20 protein-coding genes and 1 riboswitch are annotated in these 14,639 nt (G+C 32.6%); of the genes, 14 read left to right on the forward strand and 6 right to left on the reverse strand.

What is annotated here, in order from left to right; all coding sequences use genetic code 11:
• A complete protein-coding gene (locus CD035_RS00075; RefSeq protein WP_048540262.1) occupies window positions 1-582 on the reverse strand; it encodes an alpha/beta hydrolase in 582 nt (193 codons plus the stop codon).
• Window positions 583-618: 36 nt separating this feature from the next.
• Between CD035_RS00075 and CD035_RS00080 the strand changes: the two genes are divergently transcribed.
• A complete protein-coding gene (locus CD035_RS00080; protein ID WP_048540264.1) occupies window positions 619-1,581 on the forward strand; it encodes a VOC family protein in 963 nt (320 codons plus the stop codon).
• 106 nt (window positions 1,582-1,687) lie between these two features.
• The gene (locus tag CD035_RS00085) at window positions 1,688-2,050 is read left to right on the forward strand and encodes a hypothetical protein (protein ID WP_048540265.1); all 363 of its coding nucleotides are present in this window, start codon (window positions 1,688-1,690) and stop codon (window positions 2,048-2,050) included.
• Between the two features lie 323 nt (window positions 2,051-2,373).
• Here CD035_RS00085 and CD035_RS00090 read toward each other — a convergent pair whose 3' ends face one another.
• Window positions 2,374-2,718: a nuclear transport factor 2 family protein gene (locus CD035_RS00090; protein ID WP_048540267.1), complete on the reverse strand. Its 345-nt coding sequence runs from the start codon at window positions 2,716-2,718 to the stop codon at window positions 2,374-2,376.
• Between the two features lie 142 nt (window positions 2,719-2,860).
• Between CD035_RS00090 and CD035_RS00095 the strand changes: the two genes are divergently transcribed.
• On the forward strand, window positions 2,861-3,043 hold the full coding sequence (locus tag CD035_RS00095) for a hypothetical protein (RefSeq protein ID WP_048540269.1): 183 nt from the start codon (window positions 2,861-2,863) through the stop codon (window positions 3,041-3,043).
• Window positions 3,044-3,226: 183 nt separating this feature from the next.
• On the forward strand, window positions 3,227-3,799 hold the full coding sequence (locus CD035_RS00100) for a helix-turn-helix domain-containing protein (RefSeq protein ID WP_048540271.1): 573 nt from the start codon (window positions 3,227-3,229) through the stop codon (window positions 3,797-3,799).
• 53 nt (window positions 3,800-3,852) lie between these two features.
• Here CD035_RS00100 and CD035_RS00105 read toward each other — a convergent pair whose 3' ends face one another.
• The gene (locus tag CD035_RS00105; protein WP_048540274.1) at window positions 3,853-4,329 is read right to left on the reverse strand and encodes an SRPBCC domain-containing protein; all 477 of its coding nucleotides are present in this window, start codon (window positions 4,327-4,329) and stop codon (window positions 3,853-3,855) included.
• 170 nt (window positions 4,330-4,499) lie between these two features.
• Between CD035_RS00105 and CD035_RS00110 the strand changes: the two genes are divergently transcribed.
• Genes CD035_RS00110 through CD035_RS00120 form a run of 3 tightly spaced genes read left to right on the forward strand, consistent with a single transcriptional unit; the run spans window position 4,500 to window position 6,164 of the window.
• Window positions 4,500-4,823 (forward strand): PadR family transcriptional regulator, encoded by a 324-nt coding sequence (locus tag CD035_RS00110; protein ID WP_025906145.1) that lies wholly within the window; start codon window positions 4,500-4,502, stop codon window positions 4,821-4,823.
• Entirely contained in the window at window positions 4,816-5,376 is a 561-nt protein-coding gene (locus CD035_RS00115) for a DUF1700 domain-containing protein (RefSeq protein WP_048540275.1), read from the forward strand. The genes CD035_RS00110 and CD035_RS00115 overlap by 8 nt, the downstream gene beginning before the upstream one ends.
• The gene (locus CD035_RS00120; protein WP_048540276.1) at window positions 5,373-6,164 is read left to right on the forward strand and encodes a DUF4097 family beta strand repeat-containing protein; all 792 of its coding nucleotides are present in this window, start codon (window positions 5,373-5,375) and stop codon (window positions 6,162-6,164) included. The genes CD035_RS00115 and CD035_RS00120 overlap by 4 nt, the downstream gene beginning before the upstream one ends.
• Window positions 6,165-6,213: 49 nt before the next feature.
• On the opposite strand, the gene CD035_RS00125 is transcribed toward CD035_RS00120, so the two are convergent.
• Entirely contained in the window at window positions 6,214-6,549 is a 336-nt protein-coding gene (locus CD035_RS00125; RefSeq protein ID WP_048540278.1) for a helix-turn-helix domain-containing protein, read from the reverse strand.
• A 138-nt stretch (window positions 6,550-6,687) separates the two neighbouring features.
• A riboswitch (guanidine-I (ykkC/yxkD leader) is annotated at window positions 6,688-6,787 on the forward strand.
• A gap of 47 nt (window positions 6,788-6,834) precedes the next feature.
• On the opposite strand from CD035_RS00125, the gene CD035_RS00130 reads away from it, so the two are divergent.
• Together CD035_RS00130 and CD035_RS00135 are read left to right on the forward strand one after the other, a co-directional pair.
• Window positions 6,835-7,158 (forward strand): DMT family transporter, encoded by a 324-nt coding sequence (locus CD035_RS00130; protein ID WP_025906137.1) that lies wholly within the window; start codon window positions 6,835-6,837, stop codon window positions 7,156-7,158.
• 1 nt (window position 7,159) lies between these two features.
• On the forward strand, window positions 7,160-7,474 hold the full coding sequence (locus CD035_RS00135) for a DMT family transporter (protein WP_037589390.1): 315 nt from the start codon (window positions 7,160-7,162) through the stop codon (window positions 7,472-7,474).
• Between the two features lie 12 nt (window positions 7,475-7,486).
• Here CD035_RS00135 and CD035_RS00140 read toward each other — a convergent pair whose 3' ends face one another.
• Window positions 7,487-7,939 (reverse strand): GNAT family N-acetyltransferase, encoded by a 453-nt coding sequence (locus tag CD035_RS00140; protein ID WP_048540280.1) that lies wholly within the window; start codon window positions 7,937-7,939, stop codon window positions 7,487-7,489.
• 85 nt (window positions 7,940-8,024) lie between these two features.
• Here CD035_RS00140 and CD035_RS00145 point away from each other — a divergent pair, with 85 nt between their 5' ends.
• From CD035_RS00145 to CD035_RS00155, 3 genes are all read left to right on the forward strand, one after another.
• Entirely contained in the window at window positions 8,025-8,921 is an 897-nt protein-coding gene (locus CD035_RS00145; RefSeq protein WP_048540282.1) for a TIGR01777 family oxidoreductase, read from the forward strand.
• Between the two features lie 136 nt (window positions 8,922-9,057).
• Complete coding sequence (gene rocD / locus CD035_RS00150; protein ID WP_048540284.1) at window positions 9,058-10,263, forward strand: ornithine--oxo-acid transaminase; 1,206 nt, start codon at window positions 9,058-9,060, stop codon at window positions 10,261-10,263.
• Between the two features lie 116 nt (window positions 10,264-10,379).
• On the forward strand, window positions 10,380-11,450 hold the full coding sequence (locus CD035_RS00155; protein ID WP_048540286.1) for an NAD/NADP octopine/nopaline dehydrogenase family protein: 1,071 nt from the start codon (window positions 10,380-10,382) through the stop codon (window positions 11,448-11,450).
• Between the two features lie 43 nt (window positions 11,451-11,493).
• On the opposite strand, the gene CD035_RS00160 is transcribed toward CD035_RS00155, so the two are convergent.
• Entirely contained in the window at window positions 11,494-12,654 is a 1,161-nt protein-coding gene (locus CD035_RS00160; RefSeq protein WP_048540288.1) for an MFS transporter, read from the reverse strand.
• A gap of 128 nt (window positions 12,655-12,782) precedes the next feature.
• Between CD035_RS00160 and CD035_RS00165 the strand changes: the two genes are divergently transcribed.
• Together CD035_RS00165 and CD035_RS00170 are read left to right on the forward strand one after the other, a co-directional pair.
• Entirely contained in the window at window positions 12,783-13,541 is a 759-nt protein-coding gene (locus tag CD035_RS00165) for a nucleotidyltransferase domain-containing protein (RefSeq protein ID WP_048540289.1), read from the forward strand.
• Window positions 13,542-13,663: 122 nt separating this feature from the next.
• Window positions 13,664-14,593, forward strand: a complete 930-nt coding sequence (locus CD035_RS00170; protein WP_048540291.1) for a VOC family protein — start codon at window positions 13,664-13,666, stop codon at window positions 14,591-14,593.
• The last annotated feature ends 46 nt before the right edge of the window (window positions 14,594-14,639 follow it).

Genomic DNA, 14,639 nt, shown 5'->3' on the forward strand with positions numbered 1-14,639 from the left:
TTAGAGCATCGTTTTAATATGTTCAATTTCTGGTTCTTCTAGTTCGTGGGCGCCGTCGAGTAGTTCGAATTGAACGTTTTTAAATAATGGTTTAAGTTGTTCTGATAGTGCTTTTACTTTGCCAGGTATTGTTAAATAATCATTTGAACCTGTCGTAATAATGACGGATGTTTCTTTATAAGTTTCTGTAATATGATAGTCGAGGTCTGATGGGTGCAGTAATAAGATTTGATCAACTTTAATAAGGTGTTGTTCCAGTAATCCTAATATGAAATTCGCACCGTTTGAATAACCTAAAAATATGACTTCTTCATAATCATGTTCTTCGATAAATGTATTCCAAAAATCTATAAAAGATTTCGTTTGTTGCTCGAAGTCATGTCGGTCTAATGTGTTGTTCTGAAGCGGTGCAAAGAAACGTCTTTCTTGCCCTTCGCCAACACTACCTTGTAAGCTTAAAATGTTAGCTTCAGGGTTTAATATACTTGAAAAAGGAAGAAGTTGGTATTGATTGCCACCTGTTCCATGAAAAAGTACAATTAAAGTATTGCTATTCGGATTTTCTTGTAAGAAATATTCCATTATATCTCCTCCATTAATGTGAAAGGGCTGTTGTTTATGAATCACAATTCAATTATACATCATGTATCTATTATAAATCATGATGCAGAAGAATCATTCAATTTTTATCGTAATATATTAGGTCTCAATTTACTAATGAAGACTGTTAATCAAGAGAACTATGAAATGTATCATGTTTTCTTTGCTGATAAATATGGACGACCAGGTACAGAAGTGACGCTTTTTGAAATGAAAGAAGGTAAAGATAATCAGTTTGGTTCAAATGCATTTGATCGATTACTTTTTAAAGTGCCTTCTGTAGAATCGTTAAAATATTGGGAAGCACGGTTTGATGAATATAAAATATGCCACTATGGTATTGAAGTTTACACTGACCGTAGTCTAATTCGTTTTGAAGGACCGGATAATACGCCACTCGGTTTAATCGTCATTTCTGATCAAGAAAATGTCCATCAATTTAATACAGATGAAGAAAGTACCGTGCCAGTAGAATATCAAATACTTGGTCTAGATTCTATACATGCACGTGTCAGATATCCTAAAGCAAGTATAGAACATTTCCAACAATTATATAATTGGACATCAGCAGGTCAGCAGACATTCTTTGATACAGATTTAACTGTTGAGATTTTGCATAATCATAATCAAGATATGTATCATGAAATACATTTTATTTATGACACATTTAATCCACTTGAAGATCAAGGATTTGGCGGTATACATCACGTTGCTATTTCAGCTGAAGACGAAGGTGAATTGCAAGAAGTTGAAACAGCTTTAGATAAATTAAATATGGTCCATTCCCCGATTAAAAATCGAGGATTCTTTAAATCAATTTACTATAGAGATCCAAATCAATTGCTATTTGAAGTTGCGACTTTAAAGCTTAATATGAAAGAAATTGCCTTTGAAGACAAAGCATTTCAAGACATCCCGTTATACTTACCAGAACATTTAGAAGAGAAACGCGCATATATAGAAAATCAATTACAAAAATAGAATTGAGTAAAATAAGGTATTTTATATAATACAAGTATTTGAAATACGATATATATAACCATATAATATAATTAACATTGAATATTATATTTGAGGGTTGATATTTATGAATACGATTATTAAAAATATTAAACAAAGACCTAAGCAATTTATATTATGTGTAGCGATTCCATGTTTATGGCCATTACTACTATTATGGGATAATATAAAAATAGAGTCATTTATAATAATAGGAATCGGAATGTCAATCATGGTATTTGTCAATTTCAATATGAATGCGTCTCATGAAGTATTAGGTGAAGAACTTAACCAAATCATAAAAAAGCATGGCATTTCAAAAGAACACTTGTTTGAAATAACAGGATTAACAAAGTATGAAGTAACAGAAAAAGACCATCAATTTGAGTTTCATGTTTCACCAGGAAGAAAGAAAAAGTATTTAAATATGTTGAAAGAATATTATGAGTAAATAATAAAACCAGCAAAAATTACACATGACTTGTGAATTTTTGCTGGTTCTTTTTTGTGGAATAAATCAAGTGCACGTTAGGTGTAAGCAAGTCCAAGCGCACGAAGACTGAGAGATATCGTGCGCAAGGGTACAAAATCAGTGAGTAACGCACGAAGACTGAGAGATATCGTGCGCAAGGGTACAAAATCAGTGAGTAGCGCACGAAGACTGAGAGATATCGTGCGCGAGGGTACAAAATCAGTGAGTAACGCACGAAGACTGAGAGATATCGTGCGCTAAGGTATAAAATTAGGGCGTATCGCACGAAGACTATATAATACTTACTTATTCTCTATACAATATGACTGTATTTTTATAATCTTATCTTCACTAAATGTGTATATGTCACATGCATCTATCTTGTTTATTTGGATGCTATCTTTATAAAAATAACCAGTACCTATAACGACAATTTGGTGGACACTTTTAATCGTATCGTGAATTTCAAATTGTGTTGTTACGGTTTCAAAATAATGTGAGACTTGTGTGCAATAATTTGCAACTTCTTCATAACCTTTCAATGTTGTATCGCCAACAATATGCCATTCGATATCTTGATCTAAATAAGCATTACATTTATCAAAATGTCCTGTAGAAAAACTTTCTGCAACTGATGAGTTAGACAATGAAGTTCACCTCATTTTAGATAAATTATATCAATCAGAGTGTAAAATAACAATTTGGAGGCAGAATATTGTCAAAATTGTTACAATATTTTATAATAATTACAAATATTAACATTCTTGTTATGTGAAAGGGGCGGTCAACATGCACTTTATTGTCACATTAATTGCTGCATTAGTAGTTGGCATATACACGTATAAGAAGAAAGTTCCTGTTAATGCTAAGACATTGTTGTTTACTATGGCTTTTGTAATAATGTTGCTAGCATTATCAGATTTCTTTGCAGGAATATTAGAGGGTATTCAAGACGCAAGGAATAATAGATAACGTAATATATTAAAGAAGCTTACACGGTTTTTAAAGTGTAAGCTTCTTTTTATAAACCCTTTCATATCAACGATGCAAAATATCTTTGGCAATGTTTTTTCAGGATTTTTAATGCAATGACAACGATGTTTGATACACTGTTTTTGAATCTTTTATTAAGGTGATGACAAGGAGGACATCAATATGAATTTAAGTAAGCAAATTATTCATTTGAGAAAAGAATATAACTTATCTCAAGAAGATCTAGCTGAAAAAGTCTTTGTGAGTAGGCAGTCTATTTCTAATTGGGAAAGGGGTAAGAGTTACCCCGATATTGAATCTTTATTGCTACTTAGTAATATATTTGATGTCTCCTTAGATCATTTAGTAAAAGGAGATGTAAACATGATGAAAAGAGAAATGGATAGAAAAGTATTTGATAAGTGGACTTGGTTAATGATGACCTTTATGGGACTTGCTGCTATTCTACTTATACCGAGTATGATGTTAATGGGCATGTATGGATTGGTTGTACCTTTTGTTCTTTGGTTAATCGGTATGTACTTTGCTTATAAAGTAGATAAATTTAAAGAAGTCCATAATATTAAAGCATATAGTCAAATTATGGACTATATGAATGGTAAAGATGTAAAAACAATTCGTGAAAGAACAAAGAAAGATAAATTTAAAGATAGAGTCGTTGCTATTGTAACGCCAATTATATTCGCACTTATCGCATTTATAATTGCTTATTATGGCATGAAATTAATAGATTGATCAAAAATAATGCCAAATCACATGATTGCTCATGTGGTTTGGCTTTTTTTACTCTAATTTAAGTTTAAAGCTTGTTTTATTTCGTCGGTCTTTGACTTAAAATCAAATGCATCTTTCGATAATGGTTGTCCTGTTTCGGCTAATTTTTTTACACTTTGTATTTGAAAATACCAGCCTGTAAAATCATTCGCAATGGTTTCGAAGGTGAATGGTAACGATTCTTTAAATGTTAACGTTACAGTGTCCCCATTTTCTTCTAATGAAAAATCTACATGACCTTGGTCCCAGTCATATCCAATATGATCATTTGGATGATAGTCTGTAATCTTCGCATATTCATATTCATTATTACCAAGGTCGAAGATTAATTGACTACCTGCTCGTTCTTCTTCAAAAGATAATTCAGGAAACCATTGTTTAATACCTTCAGTCGTTCCTAAAAGTTTGAATACATGTGACTTATGTGAATGTATGGATACATCAATCGTTTGATGAGCGTGCGTTTCGTCAGTTCTGTAATTTACGTTCATTCTAATCCCCCTTACTGTTAGTTGTACTTAATATACCAACAATTTATCCAAATATAAAAAATTTATAGCATAGTATAATTTAGTACCTTGCAATGTATAATAGTGTATGTTATATTTTCATCAAGAGCTATTATACATTGTATAGTACTGGGTTAAGTGGAGGAAAAAATATGAATATACAATTTAAAAAAGGCGCACTTGAATTTATTGTATTGCTTATTATTAAAGGCGAAGATCAATACGGTTATTCATTAATTCAAAAAATCACACCTAGAATCACCATTTCTGAAGGAACGGTTTATCCTTTGTTAAGACGTCTCGTAAAAGAAGCATATTTAACAACATATTATGAGCCATCTACTGAAGGACCAGCTAGAAAGTATTATAAGATCACAGATTCTGGTAATGAGCGATTAGAACAGTTGTTAAAAGAATGGCAAAGTTTCACAGATGCGGTGAATTTGTTTTTAGAGGAGAGTGAAAGTAATGAGTAAGAAAGAATACTTAAATTTGTTAAGTAAGTATTTAAAGAATATATCTGAGGAAGATAAGCAAGATATTCTAGCTGAATATGAAACGCATTTTATAAGTGGTGTTGAAGACGGGCAAACAGAAGAGGATATTGCTAAAGAACTTGGTCATCCGAGAGATATTGCCAAGGAAATAAATGCAACTTTAGCGATAGATAGAGCAGAATCTCATCATAAAGTAGGTAACGTGTGGCAAGCGATTATATCTGTAATGGGACTAGGTTTATTAAATTTCTTTGTTATTTTAATTCCTTTTGTCATTATTATTTCGGTGCTATTTAGTTTTATGGCGACAACTCTATCTTTACTCGTTACGCCAGCGATGTTGATTGTAAAGGGTGTCTATAATGGCTTTGATGCAGTTCACCAATTAGATGTATATATTGTGTTAGCCAGCTTTGGTTTAGGGCTCGTGCTGTTTGTGGTTACTTACTTATTAACTAAATGGTCATATCAATTAACGGTTAAGTATTTACGTTGGAATATTTCTATCGTGAAAGGAAGTGCTAAATCATGAAGAAATTATTATGGATTTTATTTAGTCTAGGACTTGCTATATTTATCGTATTTGGTACACTGACATTTGCTGTCGGGAAAAAAGAAGCAGATAATACGAAACGAGAAACGATCTTAAATAAGACTTATCAAGAAAAAATTAAACATATAAATGTTAACGCATCAGATGCCGCTGTAACCATCAAAAAAGGCGATCAATTTAAAGTGACATCTGTAGGGAATAAAGATGAATTTGATATAACTTCTAAAGTAGAAGACGAAACATTAAACGTCAATTTAAAAGAACAAAATTTGATGATTAATTTTAATTTCTTTAAGAATGCATATAATGAAATTGAAATAACTGTACCTAAAAATCTTGAACAACTGGATATAAAGACAGACACAGGTAAAATTAATATGCACGATATTAAATCTGATAACACATCTTTAGTTGTAGATACGGGCATGATAAATGTTAATGGTTCAGATTTAGGGAATTTTGAAGCATATTCAGATACAGGAAAAATTTTAACTAATAAGACGAACTTCAAGAATGGAAAAATTCAAAGTGATACAGGAACAGTTAGATTAAATGATGCACCAACCGATACACCATTAGACATTGAAACAGATACAGGGTCTGTGAGATTGGTTTATAATAAAGCATTGAAAAATACGTTACTAGATATTGAACAAGATGTAGGTAATACACAAATTAACCGCAATGAATTAAAGAATAAAAAAGTAGGTTCAGGGGATAACTTAGTCAAAATTAGAAGTGATGTTGGTTCTGTTCAAATAGATTAATAATAAAACGCTAACGATTGATTCGTTAGCGTTTTATTTAATTTAAACGTTATGATTTTTGAGATATTTCTTGTATATATGCTAATGCTTGTCTTTTTTTCTCTTTGCTTAAACCACGTAATAATTGAATGGCATCATTAATAATTTGTGAATCTTCTTCATCTTCGTATGCTTCTGGTACGTTTACCCAACCCATAATATAAGCGGGTGTTGTAGACAGTGCGATTGATAATTTTTCAACTACTGATGGTGTTAATTTAGATGTTTGGCCAGTCTCATATCTGGAAATGGTCGACTGATTGACGTTAATCAGTTTAGCTAATTTATACGTGCTAAATCCGAGTTCTTCTCTTCTTTGTTTAATTCGATATCCTGTTTGATTCAATACTTTCACCTCAATCACTTCAAATGATGATCTATTAATTCTATTATATCTGATTTAAGTTGTGATTTGTAATTTTCAGATACGAATGATACTTTATTGACCAATAAATATTCATTTGCTATAATTCGAACTAATCGAATAAAAGCTTTCTAGGGTTCCGTAACCGAGTGGTTAGTCTGGACCGAGAGAAAGCCGCAAGTTGATACTTGTGACACGGAGGGATAAAAGCCTGGGAGACTTATTAAATAAGTTTCCCGGGCTTTTTAATTTAAGGAGGAAATGTAAATGAACTGGATAAAAATTATCATTGGCGCAATATTTGAAGTTGGTTGGGTAGTCGGCTTAACACATGCAAATAATACATTTGAATGGATTCTGACAGTTATCGCGATTGTCGTAAGTTTCTATTTATTAATTAATGCATCTAAATATCTGCCAGTAGGTACTTCGTATGCTGTATATGTTGGGTTAGGTGCGACGGGTGTAACCATTGTGGATTTCGCATTATTTGGTGAACCTGTTGTTATCGGAAAAGTTATTTTAATCGTGACGTTAATTATAGGTGTCATTGGCTTGAAACTTGTAACGCGTGAAGAGGAGGGTGCATAACATGGCATGGATTGTATTGATTTTGGCAGGTTTATTTGAAATGTTAGGCGTATTATTTATGAACATTTATGCAAAACGTAATAATATCCCATCGTTATTAGGACTAGGGTTATTCTTTGTATTAAGCTTTATTTGTTTATCCATCGCAATGAATACAATACCTATGAGCACGAGCTATGCAATATGGACTGGTATCGGTGCTGTCGGCGGTGCGTTATTAGGTATTATATTCTATGGGGAGTCTAAAGAATTTAAACGTATATTATTTATCGGCATTATTCTAGCAAGCACGATAGGTTTGAAGTTAATCAGTTAACTATTTAATAGCTTATAAATCATAATTGATTTCCATCCATTCGTTGACTTCTTTGAAACCAAGCTTTTTGTACACTGGTTTACCTAGAGTAGAAGCGGCGAGGAAGATTTTTTTGATATTTCTTGATTCGACATCTTGAATGAGTTCAGTAATGATTTTTTGGGCGATGCCTTGTCCTCTAAAATCTGGGTGTGTATAAATATTAGTAACGTATGCTCTTTCACCTGAAGGGTTTGTGAACGATGGTGGAAATGGGTAATAGATAATCGCACCACTTGCGATAATTTTATCATCAACAATGGCTAATAATTGATAAAGCGATTTGTTCGTTAACATGTCCGTGAAAAATTGTTCTAGTTCAACATCTATATTAGGTGTTGGGTTAGAACCTTCATCAATTAATTGCGCTTTGCGTAATTCGACTAATTCACTTAAATCTGAAATGGTTGCTTGTCTAATAAACATATTTAACCTCCTTAATATCTATATAAATGGGTATATATTATTATAGATGATTTTATACAACAACTTAAATTAAAGTGGGGATAAAATGAAAAAAATATTAATGACAGGTGGAACAGGTCTAGTTGGATCAGCTTTAGTTGCACATTACTTAAATACAGATAGTGAAATTTATATATTAACAAGAAGTGATAGAACGTCAGATGAACCGTTTGTGCATTATATTAATTGGTCTGAAGATGGTTGGGAAGAGTATTTACCTCAAATTGATATCGTGATAAACCTGGCTGGTGCTAGTCTCAACAACCGTTGGACGCCAGAGCATAAAGAAGCCATTATGAAGAGTCGTATTGAATCGACTAAACGGTTATATAATTATTTTGAAAAGCAAAATTATGTGCCAAAAGTATTGTTTAATGCAAGCGCAGTTGGATACTACCCGCCGTCTAAAGTGGTATCTTACGATGAGTATGATCAGTTTCTATCACATGACTTTCTATCGACGGTTGTAGAAAGATGGGAGCAAACAGCATGGCTATTTGATAAATTAGGAACGAGAGTCGTTATAGGTCGATTTGGTGTTATATTATCCAGTGAGGGTGGTGCGCTACCTACAATGGTTAAACCGTATCAATTCTTTGTTGGCGGCCCACTTGGTTCAGGTAAACAATGGATGAGTTGGATTCACATTGATGATTTAGTAAAAGGCATCACTACGCTCATTCAAAATGAACAATTTCAAGGTGTTTATAACTTATGTAGTCCTCATCCAGTCCAACAAAATGAGCTCGGCGAATCAATTGGAAAAGCGATTCATAGACCACATTTATTACCAGTACCAAAATTTGCATTGCGCTTGTTATTAGGAGAGCAGTCTACCGTTATTCTAGATGTTCAAAAAGTATTCCCTAAAAAGTTGCAAGAACAGAATTTTGAATTTGATTATCCATATATAGATGATGCCATTAGTCATTTATTAAAATAAATATTAATTATAGAAGTGGCTGGGACATAATGTAGTGTCTCAGTCACTTTTTTCTTTTGACTTATATACAAAACAAATGTATGATAATGAATATTAATACGAATTATAGTATATTTATTATAAAGGTGGGTACTCAATGAATCAGTTTATCGCATTAACAGAAAAGTATAGCCCGAATAATTATAGTCCATTAGATATTGTTTTGACTGAAGGCAAAGGTGCACATGTCAAAGATTCAGATGGCAATACATATATTGATTGTGTTTCTGGATTTTCAGTTCTAAACCAAGGGCATGGTCATCCTAAAATTATTCAAGCATTTTTAGATCAAAGTCAAAAGATTACAATGACTTCTAGAGCTTTGTATAGTGATAATTTAGGCACTTGGGAAGAGAAGCTTTGTAAGTTAGCCAATAAAAATAAAGTTTTACCTATGAACACTGGAACAGAAGCGGTAGAGACTGCCATCAAAGTAGCAACGAAATGGGGTCAAGATATCAAAAGTATCAATGCACTTGATGCTGAAATTATTGCGATGGAAGGTAATTTTCATGGTCGAACAATTGGTTCGCTGTCCTTATCATCAAACGATAGTTATAAAGAAGGCTTTGGTGTACTAGCAGGTAATATTAAATACGGTGAATTTGGCAATGCTGAAGAAATTGCTACTCTTATCACGCCAAATACAACAGCAATCATCTTAGAACCTATTCAAGGAGAAGGTGGCGTTCATATCCCACCTAAAAATTTCATTAAAGAAGTTAAAGCTTTGTGTGAACAACATCAGATTCTCTTGATTGCAGATGAAATTCAAGTAGGATTAGGTAGAACAGGTAAGATGTTTGCGATGGAATGGGAAGGCGTTGAACCTGATATTTATTTATTAGGAAAAGCTTTAGGTGGCGGTCTTTATCCTATTTCTGCGGTCGTAGCGAACGATGATGTCATGCAAGTATTAACGCCAGGTACACATGGTTCAACATTTGGCGGAAATCCATTAGCATGTGCTGTTTCAATTGCAGCTTTGGATGTACTTATAGATGAGTCGCTTCCTGAACGTTCGCAACAACTTGGTGAAAAATTATTTAATGGTTTGAAAAAAATAAATAGTCCAATTATAAAAGAAGTGAGAGGACGTGGGTTGTTTATCGGTATTGAACTTAATGAGCAAGCACAATCAATCGTATCAAGTATTAATGAACAAGGTGTCTTATGTAAAGAAACACAAGGCAATATTATACGTTTAGCTCCACCACTCGTTATTGAAGAACAAGACATTGATACTATTGTTAATGTCATTACACAAACAATAGAAGAAAAGTCAAAACAATATCAATCATAGATTTTTTATAAAAAGTGAGTAAGGCATAAATCAATGTCTTACTCACTTTTCTTTTATGTTAAAATTTCCTGGGTATATATTTATATATACTAATTTTTATTGAAGGGAAGGATAATATGAAAATAGCAATAGTAGGTTCAGGTAATGGTGCCGTAACCGCTGCTCTAGACATGATATCTAAAGGACATGAAGTAAAATTATATTGTCGTAATCAATCTATTCATAAATTTGATAAAGCTTTTGAACGAGGTGGCTTTGATTTTATAAATGAAGGTGAAAAGACATTTGTTAAGTTTACTGACATAAGTGATGATATGTCGTATGTATTAAAAGATGCAGAAGTGATACAAATGATTATTCCTTCATCATTCATCGAACATTATGCGAAAACGATGGCGCCTCTTATCAATAATGATCAACTGATCTTATTCAATATCGCAGCAGCTATGGGATCTATTAGGTTTATCAATGTGTTAGAGAAAAAACATATTGAAACAATGCCAAAGTTTGCTGAATTGAATACATTAACGTACGGGACACGTGTAGATTATGATAAAGCAGAAGTGAATTTATCTCTTAACGTTCAGAAAGTACACTTCTCAACATATGATAAAAGCTATTTAACAGAAAGCTTTAAAATGATTAAAGAACTATATCCGTATATCGTCAAAGAAGAAAGTCTTTGGAAGACAAACTTAGAAAACGGGAATCCAGAAGTCCATCCAGGTCCAACATTATTAAACGTAGGCAGAATAGACTATGCAGATGAATTTGCCTTATATAAAGAAGGTATTACACCTCATACTGTGAAGTTATTGCATGCAGTCGAATTAGAAAGATTGTCACTAGGTAGAAAATTAGGTTTCGAGCTTAATACAGCAAAAGGTGCACGAATAGAACGCGGTTATCTATCTAATGATGATGAAGACGAACCACTCAATAAATTATTCAATACAAGTCCAGTATTTTCACAAATCAACGGACCAAACGAAGTAGAAAATAGATATTTAACAGAAGATATCGCATATGGTTTAGTACTATGGTCAAGCTTAGGAAAAGTAATCGGCGTACCAACACCAAACATAGATGCCATTATCATAATCGCTTCAACAATATTAGAGCGAGATTTCTATACAGAAGGTTTAACAGTCGAATCATTAGGATTAGAGAAATTAGGATTGGAATAGAAAACGCTTAGCTCATCTGCGAGCTAAGCGTTTTTTCAATTTATTAAGCGATATTTTTAAATAATGATCTACTAATTATTGCGGCTATTACTGTTAATAAGAGTGTTAAGATGCCGATACCTATCCATGCGTATTGTACGAATACATAACCGCCGAATATTGTTAATAAACTTGATCCTACATAATAACCTAATAAATATAAAGTTGAGGCGTGTGATTTGCTTGATTCGGTTAATGTGGCGATATAACTGCTTTGAATGGAATGTGCGCCAAAGAATCCGAATGTCATTGCGGCGAGTCCTAATATATCAATTGGTAAGTATGTTATGAATGTAAGGATAATACCTACAATCATAATTGTTATGGCGATTGCATATGCTTTTTTTATTCCAAGTTTATAACTGAGTTTCCCAAAGTTAATGGAGCTATACGTACCTATTAAATATAAAATAAATATAAAGGCAATTGTAGACTCACTAAGTGAGAATGGTGGGTGTTCGAAACGTACCGTTATATAACTGTATATTGTGACAAAGGTACCCATTAATAAGAATGCTAGTGACATCGTTTTTAAAACGGCTGGGTTCTTTAACAGCTTTCCGTATTTAATGAAATGTTGTTTCGGTGATACCCATTGTGGTGTGTGAACTGTTGAAGTTGGTAATAAAATAACCATTAATATTGCGAGTATTAAATTAAGAATGCTGAGCGACGCGATCGCAACTTGCCAATTCGCGATGTCTGTTAGAATACCAACAACTACACGGCCAGACATACCTCCAAAGGTCGTTCCTGCTACATATAAACCCATTACTTTACTGACTCTATCTTTATGTACTTCATCAGCTATATACGCCATTGCGATAGAAGGCACACCACTTAAAGCTAATCCCATCAGACCACGAATGACGAGAAATAAATGAAAGTTCGTTATGAATACACTGATGATAGATAATACACTTACAAGTAATACAGAAATAGACATCATACGTTTCTTCTCAATATTATTGAGCATAGGCACTAAAATTAAACCAATACCAAGCATAAAAGTAGAAACGGATAAAGTTAAACTGATATCAGATAGCGACACGTTAAAATATTGACTAAGCCCATTAAATATCGGTTGCGTAACATAAAGGCTAGAAAAAATGATGAATCCTGCTAATAATAATGAAATAGATCTCTTTTTCTGTTCACTTGTCATATTGTATCTCTCCCTACAACAATAATCATAACGCTAAAAAAATCATTTTTCGAAAAATATGCATATATTATTCAATTGTAATTGTGATATATTATAATAATCTGAATTTTTAAGTAAGGAGTGGGAATATGAGATACGAAATAGCTTTAGAGAAAATTGTACCTGCTTTGAAAAAAGTAAATGGAGTTTTATCAATATTTTTAAAAGGGTCTATTGCTAGAGGGGAGAATGATGCATATTCTGATTTAGATATTTATGTCATGTTAGAACGTGATGTACAAGTTGAAGAAGTATATGACAGTATTGTAGATGCACTAGAGCAATATCAATCGCTGTTATTTAAAGAAGTTGTCGAAATTATATGCCCTCAAATCGTTGGTGTATTTGAAGATATGTTACATATAGATTGTTATATTGTTCATGAACATGATTATCCTCAAACAGATGATATAAAAGTGATGTATGACCCTAATGATAAATTGAAGGAATATGATAAAAAAGATTTAAGTATAACTGAAGAGGTATTTATAGATTCAGCATTAGATAGTTGTTGGTTTATCTTTCAATATGATCATATAGTTGGAAGAGGACAATATTTATGGACGACTCAAATGATAGATAACGCACTTAATCATGCAATTAAAGTATTGTTATATAAATATTATCCTGAGAAGGCAGTTCTAGGTAAAAAAGCTGCTCATCATCTGCCTGCTGATATTTATTCAAAGTTAAATCATATAAATGATTGTAATAATTCTATAAAGCATAGAGAAGCGGTTGCTCAATATATGAATCTTTACCAAGACTATATTAAAGACATAGTTGAGGAATATTGGGTTGAAGGATTCGAAAAAATATACGACTATTTATATAAAAAATATGCATAACTAGACACCAGTCATAGTGACGTCACTATGACTGGTGTCTATATATTTACATGTGAGTATAATTTTTGTAATGATGAAACTGATGCGCGTATAATGTAGTTAAATTAATGGGAGGTACGATTATGATAGAAATTTTAGGGCACCACCATATTTCGATGCTTACGAAAGATGCTAAGTTAAATAAAGATTTTTATGTGGAAAAATTAGGACTACGTTTATATTTAAAAACAGTGAATCAAGATGACCCTTCTATGTATCATTTGTTCTATGGTGATGAGGTCGGTTCGCCTGGTACTTCTTTAACATTTTTCGAACTTAAACCGATGGGACAAACTTATAAAGGTACGAACTCAATTTCAAGAATTGGATTGTTAGTACCAAGTGAAGAAAGCTTGAATTATTGGAAAGATCGTTTTGAAAAGCTTGATGTTGATCATGACGCTATTGGTATTTATAACGGTATGACGGCTTTGCATTTTAGAGATCATGAAGGATTGGAAATGGTGTTATTACCTAATGGTGAACGTAAAGTGCCGCAAAGTTGGCGTCATAACAGATACACAGATGTACCAGAAGAACATCAAATTATGGGTATGGGTCCTGTAGAATTTAAAATTGATGATGTTTCAGAAATGAAAAATTTCCTGGAAAATGATTTGCATTTTGAGTTAGTAGATTCTGAAAGTGAGTTATTATATACGATTGATTTTGAAGGATTGTATAGCGATATTATATTGAAAGAAGTAGAAGGTGAAAGAGAAAGGCCTGGTAAAGGAAGTATTCACCATCTTGCATTATCCGTAGCAGACGAAGAAGAATTAAATAAAGTGAAAGAATTATTAGATGAAAAAGGCGTTGTACATTCTGGAATAGTAGATAGAGATTTCTTTAAAAGCTTATATTATAGACATTCACATATATTAATCGAATTTGCGACAGAAGGACCAGGTATGCCATATGATGATGTGTCACAACTTGGACAACAGCTGGATTTACCAGGATTTTTAGAATCAAGAAGAGCAGAAATTGAAAGTAATTTAGAACCTATTTAATAGAAGAATGTAGTGTTTCTAATGATCAAGACTGAAAAACAAGATC

This window comes from Mammaliicoccus sciuri (assembly GCF_002901825.1).
In the GTDB taxonomy this organism is placed as follows: Bacteria; Bacillota; Bacilli; order Staphylococcales; family Staphylococcaceae; genus Mammaliicoccus; species Mammaliicoccus sciuri.